Source organism: Staphylococcus saprophyticus subsp. saprophyticus ATCC 15305 = NCTC 7292 (genome assembly GCF_000010125.1).
Classification (GTDB): Bacteria; Bacillota; Bacilli; order Staphylococcales; family Staphylococcaceae; genus Staphylococcus; species Staphylococcus saprophyticus.
The window spans coordinates 642166-665955 of sequence record NC_007350.1 but is presented as its reverse complement, the minus strand read 5'-3'; the positions used below and the strand labels follow the sequence as shown (position 1 = coordinate 665955).

Here is a 23790-nt window from a genome sequence, read left to right as displayed (position 1 = left end):
CTTGTTTACTAAATGTTTTGTCAATAAAGTTAACTATACTTTAAATGTGTTTCTTGCTTTGAGTTGCGCTTCTACAACAACATGAATTGCGATTTGCCTTGTGTTATTGATACGTTCTTCTGCCATTCTGACAGCAGTTCTCCCAAATTCATCGACAGGAATATGCACGCTACTAATAGAAGGCACTGCATATTGAATCACTTCTAAATCATTAAAACTAATTAATTTCACTTCTTCAGGGATTGCTTTTTTATTTAGTTGCAATTGTTGTAAAATACCGATTGCAATCATATCGTTGCCAGCAATAAATACTTGAGGAAACGCATGATCACTTTCTAAATAAACTTTCACTGCATCCTCTCCCTGTGTTTTTCCCCATCCATTGAGTAACACTATTTCTTCGACGTCATGTTTTTCACACCATGATTGATATGCTTGGTATCTAACATCTGCTGCGTTAGTAGTTGTTATACCATTCAACTCTCGTATTGTATGGTGCCCACCAATATATGCAATTTTCGTTAGACCTTTATCTAAAATGCGATTAAGCAGTTCTGTCATTGCATCATCCAAATCAGAATACACAGCATCAATAGATTTAGGTGTATTTGGATTATTAATGACCACCATGTTAGCGTTGTGCGTTTTCAATTTGTTCAATGCATCTACAGAAAAATTCCCAATTACAATAATGGCGCCTGCATTTTCAATTTTGTTTAAATCGATATGATCTTGTTGCCCATCAATTCTAATTGTGCGCTTAAGGGATAAGTTTAATCTTTTAACTTCTGCTTCTATCGCTAATCGGATTTCTCTATAATATGGATCCGACATTTCTTTCTCTCGAGAAGCGTATGTAATAATTTGGATACGTTTATTTTTTCTAGTAACTTTTTCGTATTGTAACGCTTGTGCGATTTGATGTATGCGTGTCCGCGTTTCTTTAGCAACGGATAAAGTTGGATCATTGTTTAAAACACGTGAAACAGTACCTGGACTTACTTCAGCTTGACGTGCAATATCCCTAATACTTGCCATTCATGTATCACCTCTATTAGTATTGTTTACCTTAAGTTTACTTCTCACTTTATGTTAAATCAATTGTGACGTAACTAAATCTGATTAATCGTTAAAAGCAACTTATAAACAGAATCGTGTAATGATAATACCTTTATAAACCGAATCATTTTTTTACAACTAAAAATAAGCTAAAATAATAATAGAATATGAAATGAGGTGCTTGTATGCATGAAGATGTTTTGACAAATCAAACAATTGTACGCTTTGAAGATGGTAAACTGATAGAAAAAAAAGATCACTATGTTACTGAATTTCCATTAACTATTATGGTAAATGGTGAAGAATTTGCTACAGTTATTTGTAGTCCAAATCATATGGAAGAACTTACACTTGGTTTTTTAGCTTCTGAAGGTGCTATATTAAGAAGCGATGATTTAAAGTCTATTCAAATAGATGATAGTAAGGGGTTTGCGCACGTTGAGTTAACAAAATCCTTAGGAGAACGCTTCGAGTATTCTACTAAACGCATGATTGCATCCTGTTGTGGTAAAAGTAGAGAATTTTATTTTCAAAATGATGCAGCAGTAGCAAAGACGTCAATGTCAAATATTGAATTAAATCCTCAACAAGTACTGAATATGATGACACGTATACAAAGCGCTAGTGAAGTATTCAAACAAACAGGTGGTTTACACAATGCAGCCATTAGTGATGGAGATACGTTTTTCGAACATCGTCAAGATATCGGACGCCACAACGCACTGGATAAACTTTATGGTTACTGTATCGAAAGACATATACCAGTACGTAATAAAGTACTTATATTTAGTGGTAGAATCTCTTCTGAAATATTAATTAAAGCCGCTAAAATCGGTGTGGGCGTTATTCTTTCTAAATCCGCGCCAACCACGCTAGCCATAACACTCGCACAAGATTTAAATATTACAGCCATTGGTTTTATTAGAGACGGAAATTTTAATATTTATAGTCATCCTGAACGCATAAAAATAGCGGAGACGTAATTAGTTGATAAATCAACAAACTACGTCTCCGCTTTACTACTATTATAATAGTATCGTTTGATATTATTTTAAATATGCTCTTTTAGTATTTGATAACAGTAGCTAATAAAGATATAACCTTGCTTTATATACATATCTTTCGCGCTATCCTCACCATCAGCTATCAATATTATCGTTTTGTCTTTCGCAATCTGTGCTACAAATGATTGCATCACACTGCCTATGCCTTGCCTTTGATATTCATCCAACACGCCAAATCCATCTATTTCCATCGCCGATGCGGACACAATTAAATCTAATATACCTACTGGGAGTTCACCCTTATATGCTAATATTCTCAATTTATTTTCTTGTGGAAATTGATTACGAATCATCTGTATACTTTCTTGTGCATATGCTAGCCCATAGGGTTCAGCAAACCTACGATAAATAGCTATATAATCTTCAAGTGTTTCATCGTTCACGATTGTAACATCTATTTCTGAGTTTATAGCTTGATGGATATGCTGAGGTTCGATAGCGTAAAGCTCCATAATCCCTAACTCAAATTCTAATGCTTTTATTTCATCCAACCATTGTTGATCTAGGTTCTCATTTTCAGGAAAAGTAAATGCAAGGTGGGAAGATCCTTGTTGTTTATGCATAAATTGTTGGTAAGCCATATCTAATTTCCAAGAATTAAGCGTAGGCATTCGCTTATATACCCATTTGTTTGTATCATATACTAATGGTTCCTCAGGTGTTAAATAAATGGTTTTACTATTATCATCTTGATAAACCGTGCCTTGTTGAAAAATATCATTCATAGAAATGACCAATTTATACACCTTCCCTCTATGTTTTTACTTCATTAATTGTTTGAATTGACTATGGTTTAACATTGTATTGCCTATTAAACTCGCAATAATCGCTTTTAATAAATCTCCAGGCATAAAGACGAATGAAAGCATTACTGACTTAGATATTGGTAAATGTGTTATCCACCCCATAATGATAGTGCCTACAATATCCAACAGTAATACACCGAACACAATTGTTGTACCTAATAATACAACAAAATTCATTTTATTAAAATATAAATCTCTCACTAAACCAATCAGGTATGTAATCACTGGATACATAAATAAAAAACCTGCTGAAGGTCCTGCAAATACACCAATACCGCCACGGCCGCCAGATAATAATGGTAGACCTGTTGCTACTAGTAATAGTAAAACAATGACACTTAAAGTACCATATTTACGTCCAAGAAGTATCGCTGCTAGAAATATACCTATATTTTGTAAAACAATGGGTACTGGCATTACCGGCAATGGTATCGCAGGCACAAAGCCTAGTACCGCTATCATTGCTGTCATCAATGCTGTATATACTAATCTTTTTGTTGTCATAGTTATTCCTCCTCGATGAAGAAATTATATCACGAATGTAAACTTTAAAAAATAAAAAGTTTACATTAGGTTGCGTTTTTTAGTATTTTTACCATTAAATCATCACAAGCATAAGACCACATAAACCCCTTTAATAAAATAAATATATTGCACCCATTTTATAACATGTTGATGTTTAATATCATATGATGAATGAAAAACTACATATCTATACCTTACCCTTAGCATATACATGCAGCGCCTTCCTCTTTGAAACTATAAAAAATAGCTATGAAAAAATCTATTGTAAAGATTTCTTCATAGCTAATCTTAGAATGTTTTAAAAATGAGTCTTTCTGTCCTAAAGTACTTATTATTTACTACATACAATCAAATTGATTTAGCGTACTGATAATTTAGTTTAATTGTTTAAAAGTTTTTCTTTTAAATCTTTTCTCATAAATTCTAATGTGTATGGATCATTGTACCAATATGTCTCAGCTTGAACTTTAATTACATGATCTTGTTGTACCGCTGGAATATTATTCCATAAGTCTGTTTTTTCATAAGCAGGTGTTGATTTACCTTCACTTGTTGAAACAATATAGTCGCCGGCATAATCAGCAATTTTTTCTTGTTTAACTTCTGCCCATCCTTCTTTTTTAACTAAATCATTTAGTTTATCAGGTATCTTCAGACCAAATGCTTGATATAATACTTCGCCACCACGACCCCAGTTAGGACCATAGCTATATAGTTTTTTATCAAATTCATCAAAGATTGAAACAGTAGCATCTTCGCCTATTTTATCTTTTATTTCTTGTCCATCTTTTTTAGTTTGTGATTTCCATTTATCTTCCCAAGATTTCACTTCATCTTCTTTACCTAATAATTTCCCTAATTCTCTTTGTTGATCTAAATACTTATGTTTACCATAGTCATACACAACTGTAGGTGCAATTTTTTGATATTTTTTAATATTTTTATCTGTTGAATAAACAACGATTAAATCAGGTTTTGTTTTTGCAACCTTTTCTACATCATTTTCCCCAATTTTTTCTACACCTTTAAATTTATCTTTAAGTAATTTGCTGTTATCGACTTGTTCATTTACTGCCACAATCTTACCACCAAGATATTTAATACCACCGGCATATGTAGGCGCCACAACAGCAATACGCTCTGGATTTTTAGGAATATCGATACTTTTTCCACTATCTAATTTATATGATTTTGTTTCTTCCTTTTTGTCGCTATTTGAGTCACTATCTGATTTATTACCACATGCGGCTAAAATAAGCATTAAAGCAAGTAACGGAAATAATAATTTTTTCATAATTCTCCTCCATTGAAAATGATTATCAGTACCAATTGATTATATAATGACTCTAGTAATTTTACAATAGTAAAAAGTCAAATTTTTAGCTTTTTAAGTTATTAAAAAAATGCATTCAGACACTATGTCTAAATGCATTTTAATTACAACTATTAAATGAAACTTTCTCAAGTCTTTATATTTTCTAAAATCTATCTAATACACTTTTAGCAATATTAGTATATGCCATATCTTCCATTGGTGGATTGTGTAAACCTGCTCTCATATCTCGATAATAACGTTGTAACGGACGTTCCATTTCAAGGCTCTTAGCACCGACAATACGCATGGCAATATCAATTACTTCGAGTCCTTGATTCATGACTAACACCTTACTTGCAGATGTTTCATTCCATATAGCTTTATCTGAATGGGTATTTGAATATAATGATGCTGTACTCCATAAAAAGTGACGCGCAGATAATAGCAAGGATTCCATTTTGCCAATATTTTGCTGAACGGTTGTTATATCTCCTATCGTACCTTCTATACTATTAGGGCTATAAGTTTTAGCAAAGTCAACAGCATAATCTCTTGCTGCTTGCGCAATGCCTAAATAAGTACTTGGGATATGTAGAATCCAACCGTTTGGTTTTTTACCACCAGCGCCTCTAATTTCTACAAAATTCTGTTCTGGTATTTGAACATCATTTAATATTAAATCATGACTTTCTGTAGCTCTCATTCCTACCATATTCCAATTATCTGCAATTTCTACGCCTGGTGTATCCTTTTCTATAAGATAAAATCCTACTTGCTCAATCGTTTCATCATATGCACTCACAATAAAATGCGTGAGCCCCTTACTCATAGAAGTGAATGTTTTAACACCATTTAATATATAGCCATTTTCATTTTTAATTGCATTCGTAGCAGGTCTACCACCTCGTGTTGGACTCCCTGTTTCCGCTTCACTTACAGCTCTATTAACCAGTGCACCGTTTATGATAGATTCCGCAAATTGATTTAACATGTCTTCGTCCCACATCTTTTGTTCATATAATTGACCCACAACACTCAAATGCCAGCCAATTGAAAGTGCCGTTGCACCATCAATAGAGCCTAAATAGGTTTGAATAATAACCATATCTTCAACTGAGGCACCTTCGCCACCGTATGCTTTAGGTAAAGTTAATAATGTATAACCTTCATTGACTAACCACTCAATATTTTCATATGGAAACCTAGAATGTTGATCATTATAGACTGCATGTGATCTAAATTTATCTTTCACTGTATTCAATTTTGCTATCCACTTTTCTTGAATATCTGTATGTATTAATGCAGAATCTTTCATTTTTTCCACCTCGTCCATTATATTTCTTTCTATATAAGTATAAGTTTAACACTCGATATGGCTTAAATAAAGGTTTCTACCCCAAATCCTTACTTTACCGATAAGATTTATTATGATAATTTATAATTATTGCTATATTGGGGGGACACATATGATTACAGTTAATCATCTTATACATAAATACAATGAGAATACGATACTGAATGACGTCAGTTTCTCACAGGATAAAGGTACAGTCACAGCTATTATCGGACCCAGTGGTTCTGGTAAAACAACACTCTTACGCACACTAAATGCACTTGCTTTAGCGAAATCAGGGACTATTACTATTGGGGATACAAGCTTTGATGCTTCTAAACATAATAAAAAAGATATATTCAAATTACGTCAAAAATCCGCAATGGTTTTTCAAAATTATAATCTTTTTAAAAATAAAACAATACTAGAAAATATTACTGTCGGTTTAAAATATGGGAAAAATTATAGCCATGCTGAAGCCAATGACATCGCACTGTCTTATTTAAATAGAATTGATTTATTAGAACAAAAAGATAAATATCCGAGTCAATTATCTGGTGGGCAAAGTCAACGTATCGGAATCATTCGTGCACTTGCCTTAAATCCTGATGTACTACTGCTTGATGAACCAACCTCAGCCTTGGATCCAGAATCTATACAAAGCGTACTCTCTCTAATCAAATCGATTGCCCAAGAAGGTATGACAATGGTCTTAGTTACTCACGAAATACAATTTGCAAAAGCAATCGCTGACCAAGTGCTATTTATTGATGATGGACACATTATTCATCGTGGTACACCACATGAAGTATTGGAAAACACTGAGTCAAAAAGAATCCAGCGTTTTTTAAATCATGTTGGCACGGAGCGTGATGTTTAATGCTACGACACAAAAAATATTTCTTCATGATGTTATGCGTTTTATGTTTCTTATTGTCTGCTTGTAATGCTACTCATAATGATGATACTTCATCACACAAAAAGGAAATTAAAGTCGCATTGTCAGCAGAAGTTAATCCACCCTACTTATACACTACGAAAAACAACGAATTTATTGGACTCGATATGGAATATATGAAATTACTTGAAAAAAAATTACCACAATATGATTTCAAATATGAAGTAGGCGAAGAAGAATCCAACTTAGTAGGCATTGGTGCTGGAAAGTTTGATATGGGAATTAACTGGTTCTTCAAAACACCTGAACGTGAAAAACAATTTCTATATCAAGATGAGCCATATAGTTATGCTTTACCTTTACTCGTTGTTAACCGTGATAACAACGACATACATCATTTAGATGATTTACCAGGAAAAAATATTACACCAATGGCTCCTAGTGGTGGCTTGTATTCTATCTTATCTGAATATAATAAAAATCATACAGATAAGATTCAAGTCAATACGATACAAGAACCTTCGAATGGCGATAATTTAAAAATGGTTAGTCAGCAACGTCGAGACGCCATGCTTTTGAATTGGAACACTTATAAAGCCATACAATCTCAAGTCAAAGAAGATGTGAAAATCGGTGGTATTGTTAAAAAAGAACCATTACACATCGTTTACAATAAAAAGCATCAACAATTACATGATGACATTGACCAGGCTACGATTGAATTGAAGAAAGAAGGCAAACTACAAGCGCTTTCAAAAAAATATTTTGATATTAATGTCTTTGAAGATTTAGATGATATTAATAAGAAAAAATCACAATTGGAGGTGCATCGCTAATGCAATCAGTAAATTGGTTGGATTTATTATATCAAGTCTTGCAACAGTTACCTTTGACATTATTGATGATTGTTTTATCGCTCATTTTTGCACTGATACTCGGTTTTATTTTAGCAACCATACGACTACAAAAAATTAAATTATTGTCACCTGTCGTCAAAGTCTATATTTCTTTTATTCGTAGCACACCTTTACTATTACAACTTTTCTTAGTTTATTTTGCTTTACCTCAGTTGTTGTTGTTTGTACATATTGATATCAATCATTTCAGTAGATTATTTTTTGTGATTTTAGCTTTCACATTACATACTGGTGCTTATTTATCTGAAATTATTCGCGCAGGTTACCAATCTGTAGACTACCGACAAATTGAAGCAGGTTTATCCATAGGTTTAACATACCCTAGAATATTAAAAGAGATCATCTTACCACAAGCGCTGCGCAACAGTATTCCAAATTTAACAACACAAATCATCGAACTTGTAAAAGATACTTCTTTGGCTTTTACTATCGGAATCATCGACATGATGGGACAAGTCAAATTAATTATTGGTAATAATTATGGTTTAGGTATGTTAGAAGTATATATTGTCATTTCTGTTGTTTATTGGCTCATCGCTTTAATTATCCAAGGCGTATTTACAATCATTGATAAACGTGCCCAAAAACCATACCAAATTTAAGGAGGACAGACCTATGTCATTTATTTTTTATACTATATTTGAAGTACTCAAAGGCGTGCCAAATACAATCATGATTTCACTTGTTGCCATTATCATCGGTCTGTTCATTGGATTAATTTTCGCAATGATTCGCTTAAAACGTATACCTGTATTATCTCAGTTCATTATAATATACAATTCTTTTTTCAGAAGTACACCGCTGATTGTTCAGTTATTCATTGTCTATTATGGCTTACCAGCCTTTATTTTATTCTTAAACGAACATTTGCAATGGCATATAAACCCTGATATTTTTTCTCCATTAATCATTGCATTTATTGTATTTTCATTACATGCTGTTGCCTACCTTTCAGAATCTATTAAAAGTGGATTGCAATCTGTCGATTATGAACAAATAGAAGCTGCACAATCTGTAGGGCTTACGAGATTTCATATATATAAAGAAATCGTGCTACCTCAAGCATTTGCTTATGCGTTACCTAATATTGAAAATCAATTCATCATGTTAATCAAAGGAACTTCCCTAGCGTTTGCAGTTCAAGTCACTGAAATTATGGCAGTCAGTCACATTATTGCCAATGAAGGATACCGTTTCATAACAGTCTACACTGTTGCTGCAATGTTTTATTGGTTATTAGCAATGATTTTAGAATATATATTTAATAAAATGGAAACAAGCTCATTACGTTATATGCAAACGAATGCGTCATAAAATTTTTATTCCAGAAGTTATATTAAAACGCGCCAGTTGAAATTCGAACATTCAACCGGCGCGTTTTTATTTTATAAGTATACATAACAAATGCTAGATTTTCGTCAATAATTATCTACTACTTGTTACAGATGAATGATTACTAGTTAAATAGGAAGAAACTAGATTTTTTTGTCCTTCAACAATAATTATAGAAGATCAATTTTTTATGAATCATGACAGACCCATAGGGCATCGTCTCATTTTTCTATAATAATTTCGTGATTTCAATCCCTGTTTTATTATGCTAAGCTTTCTGCACATTGTTTTTTTAATTTATAATATTGTTTAACTTTTTTGGGCATTGTACCATTTTGCAATTCGTACTTTGTAATAATTGGATAGTTTTTAAATACGAGTGACCCTAAATAACCACAAATTGCACTGCTTAACGCACACATCAATGCCACTGTAATCACAGTAAGTGCATTGTTAAACCCAAACATTACCATCAGTCCTGCAATTGGCATAGCTGTTCCAGTTGCTTCATTCACCAAACCAAATGAAGCAATGATTACGCCTGATATTGCGCCACCAACAAAATTTGTAATATAAACAGGTACTGGGTTTGCAGTTACGATATCTGCTTGTGACAAAGGTTCAATTGCAACTGAAATGGTTGTTTTGCGATCACCAAACTTCATTCTTTTGAATAATACAAAATTCATGAATGACGAACCAAACACTGCTAATGCTCCGATAGCCATAGGTGTACCAGTTAATCCAAGTAAAGCAGTTAATGCCATTGAACTTAATGGTGCAGTAGCTACAACCGTGATAATACCACCTAATACCACACCCATTAGTATTGGACTCGAAGTTGTAGACTCTTTAATGATATTACCGATTTGCATTAAAGAAGCATCTACAACTGGCGTCATACCAGTTGCAATCAATCTTGTAATAGGTGCGATGACAATGATTGCCGTTATTAAATCAAGCCCATCAGGTAACTTTTCTTCCATCCATTTCATACCAAAACTTGCAATATAAGCCGCAACAAAACCTGGTAACAAGTCCATATTGCCACATGAAACTGCAATAACAAATGCATAAACAGGAGACACACCCATAGCTAGTGCTACTAACCCTGCTGCTGCAACACCACCAAGCCCACCTGCCGCTTCACCAAGTTGACCTAAAAAAGGTAACCCAATTAAATCACCGCCGACATATTTGTGAAATGCTTCAACTAAAAATGATGCAATGGCAGCATTTGCAAGTGCCCCCATCGCTTTACTACCATTTGGTGCTTTGCTTGTAAATAATGTAAATAAGCATAACACGATGCCCAAGAATATAATCCCTATAAGTAAATTCATAATAACACCTTTCCCGCTTCTATGTATGCGCTTTCATTCAACAAATATAAGTATACCACAGTTAATTTGTTTTCAAAAACATATTATAGTGAAATATATAACTAATAATATAAAATTGCATTTTCAAAATATTAGTCTTGTTATGGCTTACGCAAAATTTTTCATTTTATAGGGATTCTATCGTGATTATAATGAGCGTTGTAATGCTTCAATCATTTCATTAATGCTATTCCGTTGTTGCTCATTCACATAAACTACAACTGTTCTTTCGTCTATTTCACTTCTTTTTTTACTTAAGAAATTCATTTTTATTAATTTTTGCAATGCTTTCGTTAAATAATACGGTTGTAGTTCTGAGTGTTTTGCAATATCTTTTGCAGTAATTTCATTATCTTCACAATTATAAATATAATTTAAGATAAATATTTCTTCATAATTTAATTTATACTCTCGTTTACTGAACTTAAAAAATTTTTTCCCCTGTTGATACGTAGATATAAGCTCATTTAATGATTTAAATGTTTGTGAATTCATACAACCACTCCTTATGTTTTTTCATGATGTTAATATCTGTTTTAGTGATGCTTAACAATATTAATACATTAATTTTATCCCATTTTCTAAAACGAATTCAATATGACCAACTATGTGAAATATTAAAATTTCATACTATTTTTTTAATATTTACTTTTCATTTTCAAATTTTATTAAGCTATTCATTCTTTTTATTACTAAAAAAAGAATGTGTTATCCATTGTAAATATCAAATCTTCTAACTTACAAAATGCATAGTGTTTTTGTATGAAAAATTTTCAATAAAAAAGGGCTATTTACTTTTCGTTAAAAACGCAAATAGCCATTAGCATATAGATAAAAACAACAAATAAATTTGTAGTGAATTTGCCTATTTTTATATTTTTCTTTATATGCATGTGTCATCAATAAACGATCTAAAAAATTTTTCTGTAATACTCAATATGCTTAACTCAAATTATAATTTATTAGCGACATAGTAATGATGCGCTAAATGACTGAATCGCTTTTTAATTTATCAAGCATCCTATTTTTCATATCCTATCGACAGCAATTTAGATTGAATCCAGTGAGAAAAGCATTAGCCGAAGACTGTTGGCTAAGACCGTACCTTCGGAAAATGTGCATAAAAAAACTGCCAACAAGGTCAGAGACTTTGTTGGCAGTCTTAGGTTACTTATCTTTCATTAAAAAAGTAAATAACTTCTAGTATCTAAATATACCAATGTATGGTTACATCCTTCACTTTATAGTCAAAAATGAAGCAACTTATTTTTTCTTACAGTCAAATGTGTCTAAGAAGCTTAATGCTGCTAATCCAGTTAAATCTAAAGCATGTTTAGCGCCTGCTTTACCATGACCTGCTTCAAAGTGTTTATATGCTGCTACACCTAATACTGCGATTGTTAGCAATGAACCAAGACGTGATAATCTTTTACTTGCAAAACTTAATACAAAGAATACTGCACTTAACGCTTCAACAGCACCTGCTAATGGTACTGCATTTGCTGGTAAGTTGAATACTTCAACAAACGTATCTTTCATAGATTGGTCACCTTTTATTTTAGGTTTTGCCGCACCATATAATTCTTTAGCTAATTTTAAATTTGTTAAATAACGTAATATCATTACAAAATCTCCTTTTATTTGTTTTCAAAATATTTATCTACAATAGGTTTTACACGTTCAGCCAATAATTTAATCGTATTGATTGTTCTTTCATGAGGAATAGATCCCACTGGGGTATGCAACATAAAACGTGTAATGCCTAATGCTTCAACCGTTTCAATGATTTTATTTGCTACAGTTTCTGGACTGCCAACATACAATGCACCTTGTGATCCAGCCTCACGTTCAAAACTATTTTCATCATACATTGGCCAACCACGTTCTTTTGCCAATATATCATGACTTGCCTTTACTGATGGGAAGAATTCACGTTTAGCTTGTTCATCGGTTTCAGCAATATAACCCCATGAATGTGTTGCAATAGGTAAAGCTTTAATATCATGTCCATAAGATTCTGCTATAGATTTATACATATCTATATTTCTTTTGAACCTTTTTGGATCACCACCAATTATAGCATAAGTTATTGGTAAACCTAACGCTCCTGCTTTTAATGAAGATTCTGGTGTACCACCTGTTGCTATTGTAATTGGTAGGGGTCGATGTTCTGCCCTTGGATAAACACCTAGATTTTCTATGGACGGTCGGATTTGTCCTTCCCAATTAACAATTTCATTACGATTAATGTGCATTAATAAATCAATCTTCTCATTAAAGAGCTGTTCATAATCTTTCAAATTATAACCAAATAATGGAAAAGACTCTATAAATGAACCTCTACCTACCATTATTTCAGCACGTCCATTAGAAACTGCATCTAATGTAGAAAAACGTTCATATACACGTACTGGGTCATCCGATGACAATACAGTTACAGCACTACTCAGTTTAATATGATGTGTACTTGTTGCAGCAGCTGCTAACACAGTAACTGGATCTGATACAGCGTAATCTGGTCTATGATGCTCTCCTAAGCCATAAACATCAAGTCCATATTGATCAGCGGTTTCAACTTCTTCTATTATGTTACGAATTCTTTGCGCATTTGATATACCAGGTTGAGTACCTACTTCTGTGTGCAAATCCATATTATCTGCAAAAGAAGTTAAACCTAATTCTATTTTCATTCATTCACCTCTCAAACGAGTATAATTTTTATACTCAATATCATAATCTCTTCTCCATTAAGTGTCAATATCATTGCTCAAACAAAACTAAAACATTTATTTAGTTACAAATTACATTTAACTTAATATAATTAGTAAATCATAAAATGGTCGCAAAGTAATTTTTTGTTATTTTAAATATATAAATAGTCTCATATTTTCCCATTTGTAATTTTCTGTTATTTTACAGCTTTGTAATATAATAAAGTGCTATTTTACACTTTATTATACTAAAACATGATACCATCGGTCTTTAGTCCTATGTCACACCTCGACTTATTTGTTACATAAAGGGGTTAATTATTATAACTAAATTACAAAATGATAACAACGCACACAAATCACTTATTTTTTGGTAAAGTAATTCTTGTCGTTGAAACAGCGAATAAAAATTATAAAAATTGTCGTTTAGAGACTGGGATAAAATTAAAACTAAATTTTAAATTATTTACTATTCTTAGGAGGATATTTAACAATGAAAAAAATCGCTACAGCTACTATCGCTACTGCAGGAATCGCTACTTTTGCTTTTGCACAACATGATGCAGATGCAGCAGAAAACAACAATAGTGGGTACAACCCAAATGACCCAAGTTCATATAGCTATTCATATACTATAGATCAACAAGGTCAATACCACTACACTTGGCAAGGTAACTGGAACCCAAGCAACAGTGACCAAGGTCACACTAGCAACGGTTACAGCAATGCTAACTCAACTAACAATAATGCAACTCAATCATATACAACTAATAACCAAGGTACTGGTGGTAAAGGTGCAGTTTCTCACTCTACTTCAAACAGCAATGTTAAAGTAAGTACAACTAGCGCGCCATCAAATTCAAATGGTTCAAACTCAATTTCTAATACTTCAGGTTCTTCAAACAACTTATACACAGCTGGACAATGTACATATTATGTATATGACAAAGTTGGTGGTAAAATTGGTTCAACTTGGGGTAACGCTAACAACTGGGCAAGCGCAGCTGCTGCTTCAGGTTACACAGTAAACAACTCACCTGCTTCAGGTTCAGTCTTACAATCAACTGCTGGTGGATATGGCCACGTAGCATACGTTGAAAATGTAAACAGTGACGGTTCAATCAACGTTTCTGAAATGAACTATGGTCAAGGTGCTGGAGTTGTTACTTCACGTACAATCTCTGCAAGCGAAGCTTCAGGTTACAACTACATTCACTAATTTTAGTGTCATCAAAAAGACAATCCGTATGGATTGTCTTTTTTTGTTATCCATTAAACCTTGAACTTTGATTGTTTTTTATCTCAACCACATTCAACAGTACTTTTTTAATATAAAGTGAACAGAAATCAAATCTTCTAATAAAGATTTCGTAGTCCTACCTGCCCCTCAAGAATGACTAGGATTGAAAAAGAGTCTGAAACATCTATTTATGTCCCAGACTCTCGTTTTCATTATATTTTATTCAAGTCTTTATGTTGACGCAATTGCCATCATATTTATAATAAATTAAAACTATATTTTCTATAATCATCAATCCATATTAACTAAATTTGAAATTAGGATTTCTAAACTAGAAACTTAAATATATGGTCGCGTTAATAAATCGGTTCTATAATGTAATATCGCTACAATATACAGAACAAAACCGATTATAAAATAGATAATAGAAGGATATTTAAAATCTTTATCTACATTAGTAGGATTAACGATGCCCTTTGTATATAAGTAATATAGCTACAATGATTACTATGTACAATTCGGACTCATCTCATCCTTATTTATGTATAGCCTAATTATATATTTTTAAACCTCTTATTTAAGATTCATATAAATAATTGTTCATGTTTTATTAAAAGCTGTCTTTTTATACCCTTCATTAATTTTTAATTAAGTAACTTTATTTAAAAGTTATTACTTTCATACAACAAGTATCATATGGCTACTCATTTATAATAAAAAACAGCTCGATGACTCACAATATGACATCGAACTGCTTTAAATCATTGCATTTTAATTACCACACTCGTATTACATTATTCATTTGGCTGTGCTTTTTTAATTCCAATTCCACTAAATCCATAGAATATCGCAAATACGATACATAGATAACATGGTACTGTCCATATAAAGAATTGATCAACTGTAACACCTAATTGTTGGGTATAATAAATACCTGATGTTCCCCATGGAATTAAGGGTATAATCATTGTACCTGAGTCCTCTAATGTTCTAGATAAATTAGATCTATCAAGTCCCATTTTATTATACATTTCCATCATTAATACACCGACCATGATAATCACTACAGATGCTACACCTGCAGCAAGTACCATCATAAGTCCACCTAAAACAGTTGCAAGCACTAATTGGCCGACTGTATTAATATTTTTAGATATTTTTTGTAAAATGACATCTAAACAACCTGCCCTTTCGACAATACCAGCAAATGCATAACCACAAAATATGGTAACGATAATTTCGGTCATACTCATAATGCCGCCTTGCTCTATTAAACTCACTGCACTATTCGTTAAGTCCCCACTATTCACCGACACCATTTCTTTATTAAACCCATCAAATGTTGCTTTGAAACCGTCGACAATTTTAAATCCATTGTTAAAAGCACCAACAATGATGGCACTTAATGCTGAAATGAGCATGGCTGGTACAGTTGACATTTTCATCAGCAAACAAATAATGATTACAATTAATGGAATCCATACAAAGAAATTAATATTGTATATTTGTGCCAACTCTTTTAACAACGCGTTAACTTGAGCTGTGTTCGTATTACCTCCAAATTGTCTTCCAGCAAAGAACCATACGACAAGTCCTATAATAGAAGCTGGTACAGTTGTCCAAATCATGGCTCTTATATGAGAAAAGATATTTACTTTCGTAACTAAAGCTGCCAGATTGGTTGTATCAGATAAAGGCGACATTTTGTCACCGAATACTGCGCCAGCAATAATTGCACCAGCTGCCATACCGGGTGTGATATGTAATTGTGTTGCGATGGCCATCAATGCAATACCCGCAGTAGAGGCAGAACCCCATGCTGTCCCAGTCGCAACTGAAGTAACAGCGCAAATAATAAATGCTGAAACTAAAAAGTAGTTAGGATTTAAAAACTCTAGACCATAATAAATTAATGCCGGAACAGTGCCAGAATACATCCATGTACCAACAATAATACCCACTGCTAAGATAATGAATAATGCTGGCATTGCAGTAGATAAACGCTTCGTTATTCCTTCTTCTAAATCCTGCCATTTTAATCCTACTCTTCTAGCTATTAAAGCAGCATAAGCAGATGAAAGTATCAATAGTGCTTGTATCGGTATATCAAATACTACAAAACCTGTAATAACGATAATAATCATTACTAGTATCGTTGAAATTGATTCCAAAAATGTTGGTTGTCTTTTCATACGCAAGTCCCCTTTGTCAAATGATTCATTATTCAAACCCTAGTTTATCTTTACCTAATTCATCGATTGTTAGACCTTCTTCAAAAAAGTCACGCTCTAATATTGTTGATGCAAGCACAATGATCGCATCAATATTAGGTGTTGCAACGTCAATTTCACGCCCTAGGCTAGACCACAATACTAATCCAAATGCAATGTCTTCAGTTAAATAACGATTTTTCACATGATTTGGGCCTTTAATCTGTGAAAATACAGGACTCGTATTAAATAACCTATTCAATGGTTCGTCTTCATCTTGTCTTTCTAGATAACCTCTTTCAATACGTGCCTCTTTTGCAGTAGATAATTCAAAACCTAGCTTACGCCCTAAAGTTAGTCTTTCTAATTCAACTGCATGTAATAATCTAACCGTATGCTTCGTAATACCTTCTTCATATAAAGCAAAACTATCCGCATAATCGATGCGACCAACATTTAATAAAGTTGGTCCCGGATGTACCTCTGGGTTACCATTCTCTAAATTTGTTTTCCATAAACTTTCTTCTTTAACGATATTTGGATATAATTTTTCAATTTTATCGAAACACTCACTCAAATACTCTTTATCATAGGTTGAAAAATGTACTTTTCTAACATTTAGCGATAAAGCTACACGGGCTTCTTCAAAATTAACTCGCGTACCATAAGTTAATGTATTTACCTCTGCAAAATGAGGTAACACGTCTATATGCATATCTTCAAGTACATTCATAAATCGAATAGATCCCATAGAAGCTGCAATATTAAAGAAAATAAGTTGTTCTTTTTTAACAAAAGGTGCCATTGTTTGTGCATAGTGTTCAATGAATGAAGATGGAATCACAATTTGGATCACTTCAGCATCCTGAAGGACATATTCCATATCATCACTAATATCCGTAAATTCAACAAAGCTCTCTTCACCTTCATTATTAAAAGTGAATCCACCCTGTTCAAATGCTTTATCAAATTTATTGATTGATTGGTTTCTACAATATAGCTTAACTTCATGTCCCTTACTAATCATATCTAATGCAGCCGTCACTGCACCATTACCTGAACCCACGATAGCTATTTTCATAATTTACCTTCTTTCTTTTTATTTTTGAATACTGTCCATTTTAGTCATTACTTACAACTATAGCCTATAAGGAAATTTAATAAACACTGGTTTACAATTTAAATTTCCGGTTATAGTTAAATAAGGATGCGATAAATCACATTATCATATTTTAACAAGTATACACATTGCGTTACAGTCATATTTAAAATTAAATGAAAAACTCAAGCGATATACTATTATTTTTCAAAATTTGATATAGTTAATCTATCTATAAGTCTTAGGATAAAGGAGGTTTAACTAATATGGCAGAAACAGATTATAATCAACAAACTTATACAAATGTAAACCAAGAGCCTAATTCAGATGCGAGATTAATGGCAACATTAATTTATGTATTAAGTTTCTTTACTTCTTTAATCGCACCATTAATTATTTGGTTAATTAAACGCGAGGATTCACCGTTTGTCGATAGAGCAGGTAAAAATTATTTCAACTTCTTACTTTCATACGTTATTTGGTCAATAATTGGAACTATCACGATGTTGATATTAATAGGCTTTGTATTACTACCAATTATTGTAATACTGAACTTTATTTTTACAATTGTAGCTGCAGTAAAAGCGTATAATGGAGAAGATTATTTACCGCCACTATCTATAAGATTCTTTAAATAATCTAAACACAATTTTGTGATTCTTTATAGCTACTGTAATAATGATAGCTTTTTGAAATACAAAAAATTTGTAAAAACCTTATATTAACGCGTTTTATTTCGTATTACGACTTGATACGATTCTGTAACCTTACATCTCGTTTATTACAACGATATGTGAGGTTTTTTTAATTGTTTTACAAAAGCGTAACAATCCACACAAAGCTTGCTTCATCTGTTAGAGTATTACTTGTCGTTGAAAGCAAACCGCAAAATTAATCAACATTCAAATTCAACACAAATGAATTGAATCACATATAACTATTTATAATCTTTGGGAGGATTTTTTAATTATGAAAAAATTAGTAACAGCAACAACTTTAACAGCAGGTATTGGCGCAGCAATCGTAGGTTTAGATCACGGAAATGAAGCAGACGCAGCAGAACAAACACAACCAACTAACCAAAGCACAACACAATCTACTTCAGGTTCAAGTGCTAACTTATATACAGCTGGTCAATGTACTTGGTACGTATACGATAAAGTAGGCGGAAACATTGGTTCAACTTGGGGCAATGCGAACAACTGGGCTTCAGCAGCATCTTCAGCAGGTTACACTGTAAACAACTCACCTGAAGCTGGTTCAATTTTACAATCTACTGCTGGTGGTTATGGTCACGTAGCATACGTTGAAAATGTAAATAGCGACGGTTCTGTAGAAGTTTCAGAAATGAACTACAACGGTGGACCATTCTCAGTTAGTGAACGTACTATTTCTGCTGGTGAAGCAAGTTCTTACAACTATATCCACTTAAACTAAGTCTTTGAATGACTTTAAAATATAATATTGTAATGATGTAAGAGCCCGGGACATTTTGTTTTGGGCTCTTATTTTAGTATTGCGGATAAATGCGTCAATTCAAAAATTATATTTTTTCTAATAATATGATTGTAATACAATTCCGCTTTCACATCTTATAACATTGAACTCTATCCAAATATTTGAGAAAATATAATAGTTTAGTGATTATAAGGAGGCACATCAAATGCAGTGGTTCAAAGTGATCTTAGCCGGACTCATTGAAATTGTATGGGTGACTGGTTTAAATACTGCCGACTCATTACTTAGTTGGACAGGAACGTTTATTGTAATTATTATCAGTTTCTTTCTTGTTATATCTGCTTGTAAATACTTACCCGTTGGTACCGTATACGCTGTATTCGTTGGTATCGGTGCAGTAGGTACAGTACTTGTAGACATGATCTTTTTTGGTGATCCATTCGATTTAGTAAAAATCAGCTTAATTATCATATTAATTATTGGCATCATAGGGTTGAAATTAACTACAGAGGAGGCTGATGGCTAATGGCATGGATTATTTTATTAATCGCCGGACTATTAGAAGTTGTTGGCGTAGTTATATTAAATGAAATTTCACGCACCAAAAAGAAATGGCTTGTCATTCTATTAGCAGTTGCATTTATCTGTAGTTTCAGTACTTTGAAGCTTGCTATGAATGATATACCTATGGGCACCGCTTATGCTACTTGGAGCGGCATTGGTACTGGTGGCGGTACTTTGGTAGGGATGTTTTTATATAATGAGTCAAAAAACGCAAAAAGAATCTTCTTTATTGCTTTAATCATCCTATCTATTGTCGGTTTAAAAATCGTTAGTTAAATCTTTCAACAACCGTGGTATAGCACTATTCTCAGTCCTGTACAATTTGACAGTTTTTAACTATTTAGAGTGGTAAGTTAAGGTCTAATTATATTTTAGTCCTAACTGCCACTCTTTTTTATTTATTAAAATGTACTTTAACACCCCTATTATTAAGCGATTTTTTCTATTTAAAGTCGACTTTTTTATAATTCACAATATTATTATTTGTTTGCACAATAGAATTTTACTATACTTGAGTGTAAAGGAAGTGATTATACATGGTAAAAGTTTATATAGCAGGTCCAATACCTGAAGTGGGTCTTAACTTATTGAAAGACCAAGGCTTTGAGGTAGATATGTATGAAGGAACAGGTATCATTGATAAAGAAACACTTAAACAAGGTGTTAAAGATGCTGACGCATTAATTAGCTTGCTGTCTACTTCTGTAGACAAAGAAGTGATTGATGCAGCTAACAACCTAAAAATCATCACAAATTATGGTGCGGGTTTCAATAATGTTGATATTGATTATGCACGACAACAAAATATCGATGTTACCAATACACCTAAAGCATCTACCAATTCTACAGCCGAGTTAACTTTTGCACTTGTACTCGCAGTGGCAAGAAGAATTCCAGAAGGCGACAAGTTATGTCGAACAACTGGTTTTGATGGATGGGCGCCACTATTTTTCCGCGGTAGAGAAGTTTCTGGAAAAACAATTGGTATCATCGGTCTAGGTGAAATAGGTAGTGCTGTTGCTAGACGTGCCAAAGCTTTCGACATGAACATTTTATATACTGGACCACATCAAAAAGTTGATAAAGAACGAGAGATTGGTGCTAAATATGTTGATTTAGAAACATTATTAAAAAATGCAGACTTTGTTACAATTAATGCTGCTTACAATCCAAGTCTTCATCACCAAATTGACAAAGCGCAATTTGAAATGATGAAACCAACGAGTTACCTAATTAATGCTTCAAGAGGACCTATTGTTCACGAAAAAGCTTTAGTACAAGCATTGAAAGATAAAGAAATTGAAGGTGCCGCTTTAGATGTCTTCGAATTCGAACCGGAGATTAATGATGAACTTAAAACATTAGATAATGTCGTTATCACTCCGCACATAGGTAATGCTACATTTGAATCACGTGATATGATGTCTAAAATCGTAGCCAATGATACAATTAGTAAATTGAACAATGACCAACCTAAATTTATTGTGAACTAAAATACTTCAATCACAAAAAACCTCGAAACAACAGTCAAACTGTGTTTCGAGGTTTTATTTTTATTTGTTTTTCGATTTGTATATAAACTTAGTTTGCGCTGCAACAAGACGATTAGGCATGATTTTAGCTATGCTATTTCTTAATGAAATAACGATTTTATTGCTTCTTTGAGCTAATTTGCCAATTTTTCTAGATCGCTTAATGACTTTTTTGGTATGATCCACACGGATTTTATCGTATCTTTGTAATGCTGCTTCAAATGGATAAGCTTGTAAACAATTAGCTAGTACGATAGCATCTTCCATTGCTTGACCAGCGCCTTGTCCCATATTTGGCGTTGTTGCATGTGCCGCATCGCCTAATAAAATCACGCGCTGATAGACGAAAGTTTTTAGTGGTTGTAAATCATAAATATCATGTAATAGAATATCTGTTTCACTTTGTTTATCTAACACTTTTCTAACTTCATTTGGAAAATGATTAAATCTAGCTTGTAAATGTGGCTTACCATAGGATTGCATTGTCGCATCATTTTCTTTCGCATTGATTGAAATAAACCAATAAGCTTGATTATTTAATAACGGTACGACACCTACTCTACCTTTTGCAGACCAATACTCTTTTGCAACATTATCAGACTTAATATCTATATCTTCTACAAGACCTCTAAACACCGTATATCCTTGATACTGTGTTTTACTATTAGGTGCTACAGTATGTCTTATGTTCGAATGAAGTCCATCAGCACCAATACATAAATCAAATGCTTCTGCTTCTTGTGCTTCAAAATGCATCACAACTTTTAAAGCATTATTATCAACATGCGTAACATGGTGATTAGTATAAATAGCAGATTCAGAAACGTATGATTTAATTACATCAATTAAACTTTGACGCGTCATTGTTAAATTCACTGTGTTTTTCTTCAATTTTGCTTTACTTAACACATTATCTTTATCATCTAATATTTCCATAACATTGATAACTTGACCTATGTTTTTAATACCTTTTGCTAAATCATGTTTCCCAAGTTTGTCAATGACATTACCACCGATACCAATGCCTGCACCGACTTCTGTAATAGTGCTATTTTTTTCAAAAACTTTAACTTCGTGTCCTTGTTCACATAATAATGCTGCAGCTGTTAATCCACCGATTCCAGCACCCACTATAGCTATTTTCATCTTTTAATTCACTCCAAATTTCCCAATTTCTTCATTATTAATATGACTCTCTTTCAAATGTTTTGTTATATCTTCATTTATAGATAGTAGTCTTTATTAATATGATCTTTTTTTATACCTAGTTGATGATAATAATGTTTCATAAACGTAGCAATGTTCTCATCCCATTCAATATCACTTGCATATTGATGTTCTCCTGGTGACTTAGGATTCCAGCGCATTTGGTACAAGGAGAGTTGATTATTTTCAAAGTAGTTACCTCTCACAAAGCGCGCACCACCCATAATTGCCTTTTCAGGTGATGTCCATTTTTGTTTTTTTGCAAAACTGCTACCTGTATGAACTGCATTCTCATCAAAAGCACCAATGCCGTAAAAATTAAAATATGTTTTACCATCAACTTCTATGCCCTTAGCAAGCTCTGATTTGCCATTTCCTGTCTCAACAAGTGCATGACTTACAAGGTACAGGACATTCACTTCATATTTATCTTGAGCATCTAAAAATGCTTGCCCTTTATTTTTTAAAATACCTTTATCTTTTAAAATACTATTGAGTTCTTCTTCAGACATGGACACTTTTTCAGAAATATCCATATGATTTAAGTTATCTTTGTCACTATTTACATCCATTGCTTTTTCTACATCTTTTTTAGACGCTTCAACAAATCGCCCATTTTTCTCTGTCATATTTAATGTACCAGCACCTACTTGTTTTTCAACAGCTTCATCAAAAGTATGTGTTTTTTCGTCATCAAATAAATGGGTTTCATTAACAATAAATAAGATTGCAAAAACAACTAATATTAAAATTATAATAAACATAGGTATTTTACGCTTTATGTTGTCATTCATTTCGTGAAAAACTCCTCATCTTGCACTTATTTTGTTAATGTAACATAAGCAAATATAATAGCAATTAAAACTATTACAAATGAAATATTGATTATAATTTTCATCGCTGTTCGCTCTCTAAATAATGTATTAAATATGGTTAAGCTTATTGCAAGAGACGCAACAAACATGGTTATTGCCATTGCTATATTTAAAGTGATCAAAAATACTATACCAATCACTAATAATACATTTGAAATAATAGCTAAGATTTTTACCATTTTCGGGCTGATAAGACTTCCACTCCTTGCTATAAATAATTGATTAAAATTAATACCGACATTAGAAATTGTATCACATTTAGCT

At 32.8% G+C, this 23790-nt stretch carries 25 protein-coding genes; 11 read left to right on the top strand and 14 right to left on the bottom strand.

Annotated elements, in window-relative coordinates; all coding sequences use genetic code 11:
- Nucleotides 1–33: 33 nt before the first annotated feature.
- Nucleotides 34–1038, bottom strand: coding sequence for a LacI family DNA-binding transcriptional regulator (locus SSP_RS03055; RefSeq protein ID WP_011302568.1), 1005 nt, complete (start codon nucleotides 1036–1038; stop codon nucleotides 34–36).
- Nucleotides 1039–1244: 206 nt separating this feature from the next.
- On the opposite strand from SSP_RS03055, the gene fdhD reads away from it, so the two are divergent.
- Nucleotides 1245–2042 carry a formate dehydrogenase accessory sulfurtransferase FdhD gene (gene fdhD, locus SSP_RS03050; RefSeq protein WP_011302567.1) on the top strand — a complete coding sequence of 266 codons (798 nt, stop codon included), beginning with the start codon at nucleotides 1245–1247 and terminating at the stop codon, nucleotides 2040–2042.
- A 68-nt stretch (nucleotides 2043–2110) separates the two neighbouring features.
- Here the strand turns inward: fdhD and SSP_RS03045 are convergent, their stop codons facing one another.
- The 4 genes from SSP_RS03045 to SSP_RS03030 all read right to left on the bottom strand — a co-directional run bounded on the left by SSP_RS03045 (nucleotide 2111) and on the right by SSP_RS03030 (nucleotide 6084).
- Entirely contained in the window at nucleotides 2111–2848 is a 738-nt protein-coding gene (locus SSP_RS03045; RefSeq protein WP_041784894.1) for a GNAT family N-acetyltransferase, read from the bottom strand.
- A 36-nt stretch (nucleotides 2849–2884) separates the two neighbouring features.
- Entirely contained in the window at nucleotides 2885–3433 is a 549-nt protein-coding gene (locus tag SSP_RS03040; protein ID WP_011302565.1) for a biotin transporter BioY, read from the bottom strand.
- A gap of 400 nt (nucleotides 3434–3833) precedes the next feature.
- A complete protein-coding gene (locus SSP_RS03035; protein ID WP_011302563.1) occupies nucleotides 3834–4748 on the bottom strand; it encodes an ABC transporter substrate-binding protein in 915 nt (304 codons plus the stop codon).
- 184 nt (nucleotides 4749–4932) lie between these two features.
- Nucleotides 4933–6084, bottom strand: a complete 1152-nt coding sequence (locus SSP_RS03030; protein ID WP_011302562.1) for an acyl-CoA dehydrogenase family protein — start codon at nucleotides 6082–6084, stop codon at nucleotides 4933–4935.
- 151 nt (nucleotides 6085–6235) lie between these two features.
- On the opposite strand from SSP_RS03030, the gene SSP_RS03025 reads away from it, so the two are divergent.
- The 4 genes from SSP_RS03025 to SSP_RS03010 are packed head-to-tail and all read left to right on the top strand — an operon-like array spanning nucleotide 6236 to nucleotide 9231.
- Nucleotides 6236–6982, top strand: a complete 747-nt coding sequence (locus tag SSP_RS03025) for an amino acid ABC transporter ATP-binding protein (RefSeq protein WP_011302561.1) — start codon at nucleotides 6236–6238, stop codon at nucleotides 6980–6982.
- A complete protein-coding gene (locus SSP_RS03020; RefSeq protein WP_011302560.1) occupies nucleotides 6982–7836 on the top strand; it encodes an amino acid ABC transporter substrate-binding protein in 855 nt (284 codons plus the stop codon). The genes SSP_RS03025 and SSP_RS03020 overlap by 1 nt, the downstream gene beginning before the upstream one ends.
- Nucleotides 7836–8519: an amino acid ABC transporter permease gene (locus SSP_RS03015; protein ID WP_011302559.1), complete on the top strand. Its 684-nt coding sequence runs from the start codon at nucleotides 7836–7838 to the stop codon at nucleotides 8517–8519. The genes SSP_RS03020 and SSP_RS03015 overlap by 1 nt, the downstream gene beginning before the upstream one ends.
- A 13-nt stretch (nucleotides 8520–8532) precedes the next feature.
- Complete coding sequence (locus tag SSP_RS03010) at nucleotides 8533–9231, top strand: amino acid ABC transporter permease (RefSeq protein WP_002482569.1); 699 nt, start codon at nucleotides 8533–8535, stop codon at nucleotides 9229–9231.
- 281 nt (nucleotides 9232–9512) lie between these two features.
- On the opposite strand, the gene SSP_RS03005 is transcribed toward SSP_RS03010, so the two are convergent.
- The 4 genes from SSP_RS03005 to SSP_RS02990 all read right to left on the bottom strand — a co-directional run bounded on the left by SSP_RS03005 (nucleotide 9513) and on the right by SSP_RS02990 (nucleotide 13321).
- On the bottom strand, nucleotides 9513–10592 hold the full coding sequence (locus SSP_RS03005; protein WP_011302558.1) for a PTS sugar transporter subunit IIC: 1080 nt from the start codon (nucleotides 10590–10592) through the stop codon (nucleotides 9513–9515).
- Nucleotides 10593–10778: 186 nt separating this feature from the next.
- Entirely contained in the window at nucleotides 10779–11126 is a 348-nt protein-coding gene (locus tag SSP_RS03000; RefSeq protein WP_011302557.1) for a transcriptional regulator, SarA/Rot family, read from the bottom strand.
- Nucleotides 11127–11894: 768 nt separating this feature from the next.
- Nucleotides 11895–12254, bottom strand: coding sequence for a hypothetical protein (locus SSP_RS02995; protein ID WP_011302556.1), 360 nt, complete (start codon nucleotides 12252–12254; stop codon nucleotides 11895–11897).
- 14 nt (nucleotides 12255–12268) lie between these two features.
- Nucleotides 12269–13321, bottom strand: a complete 1053-nt coding sequence (locus SSP_RS02990) for an LLM class flavin-dependent oxidoreductase (RefSeq protein ID WP_011302555.1) — start codon at nucleotides 13319–13321, stop codon at nucleotides 12269–12271.
- 514 nt (nucleotides 13322–13835) lie between these two features.
- On the opposite strand from SSP_RS02990, the gene SSP_RS02985 reads away from it, so the two are divergent.
- Complete coding sequence (locus tag SSP_RS02985) at nucleotides 13836–14561, top strand: CHAP domain-containing protein (RefSeq protein ID WP_011302554.1); 726 nt, start codon at nucleotides 13836–13838, stop codon at nucleotides 14559–14561.
- A gap of 815 nt (nucleotides 14562–15376) precedes the next feature.
- Here SSP_RS02985 and nhaC read toward each other — a convergent pair.
- The gene (gene nhaC, locus SSP_RS02980) at nucleotides 15377–16774 is read right to left on the bottom strand and encodes a Na+/H+ antiporter NhaC (protein WP_011302553.1); all 1398 of its coding nucleotides are present in this window, start codon (nucleotides 16772–16774) and stop codon (nucleotides 15377–15379) included.
- Nucleotides 16775–16802: 28 nt separating this feature from the next.
- Complete coding sequence (locus SSP_RS02975) at nucleotides 16803–17873, bottom strand: NAD/NADP-dependent octopine/nopaline dehydrogenase family protein (RefSeq protein WP_011302552.1); 1071 nt, start codon at nucleotides 17871–17873, stop codon at nucleotides 16803–16805.
- Nucleotides 17874–18157: 284 nt separating this feature from the next.
- Here SSP_RS02975 and SSP_RS02970 point away from each other — a divergent pair, with 284 nt between their 5' ends.
- From SSP_RS02970 to SSP_RS02950, 5 genes are all read left to right on the top strand, one after another.
- Entirely contained in the window at nucleotides 18158–18529 is a 372-nt protein-coding gene (locus SSP_RS02970; protein WP_002482560.1) for a DUF4870 domain-containing protein, read from the top strand.
- A 331-nt stretch (nucleotides 18530–18860) separates the two neighbouring features.
- On the top strand, nucleotides 18861–19328 hold the full coding sequence (locus SSP_RS02965; RefSeq protein ID WP_002482559.1) for a CHAP domain-containing protein: 468 nt from the start codon (nucleotides 18861–18863) through the stop codon (nucleotides 19326–19328).
- A gap of 226 nt (nucleotides 19329–19554) precedes the next feature.
- Nucleotides 19555–19875 (top strand): DMT family transporter, encoded by a 321-nt coding sequence (locus SSP_RS02960; RefSeq protein WP_011302551.1) that lies wholly within the window; start codon nucleotides 19555–19557, stop codon nucleotides 19873–19875.
- Nucleotides 19875–20189 carry a DMT family transporter gene (locus SSP_RS02955; RefSeq protein ID WP_011302550.1) on the top strand — a complete coding sequence of 105 codons (315 nt, stop codon included), beginning with the start codon at nucleotides 19875–19877 and terminating at the stop codon, nucleotides 20187–20189. The genes SSP_RS02960 and SSP_RS02955 overlap by 1 nt, the downstream gene beginning before the upstream one ends.
- Before the next feature lie 260 nt (nucleotides 20190–20449).
- Nucleotides 20450–21406, top strand: a complete 957-nt coding sequence (locus tag SSP_RS02950) for a 2-hydroxyacid dehydrogenase family protein (RefSeq protein ID WP_002482556.1) — start codon at nucleotides 20450–20452, stop codon at nucleotides 21404–21406.
- 60 nt (nucleotides 21407–21466) lie between these two features.
- Here SSP_RS02950 and SSP_RS02945 read toward each other — a convergent pair whose 3' ends face one another.
- The 3 genes from SSP_RS02945 to SSP_RS02935 form a co-directional block, all read right to left on the bottom strand.
- Nucleotides 21467–22591, bottom strand: a complete 1125-nt coding sequence (locus tag SSP_RS02945; protein WP_011302549.1) for an FAD-dependent monooxygenase — start codon at nucleotides 22589–22591, stop codon at nucleotides 21467–21469.
- Between the two features lie 77 nt (nucleotides 22592–22668).
- Complete coding sequence (locus SSP_RS02940) at nucleotides 22669–23445, bottom strand: N-acetylglucosaminidase (protein WP_011302548.1); 777 nt, start codon at nucleotides 23443–23445, stop codon at nucleotides 22669–22671.
- A 26-nt stretch (nucleotides 23446–23471) separates the two neighbouring features.
- The gene (locus SSP_RS02935) at nucleotides 23472–23705 is read right to left on the bottom strand and encodes a hypothetical protein (RefSeq protein ID WP_011302547.1); all 234 of its coding nucleotides are present in this window, start codon (nucleotides 23703–23705) and stop codon (nucleotides 23472–23474) included.
- Between the last annotated feature and the right edge of the window lie 85 nt (nucleotides 23706–23790).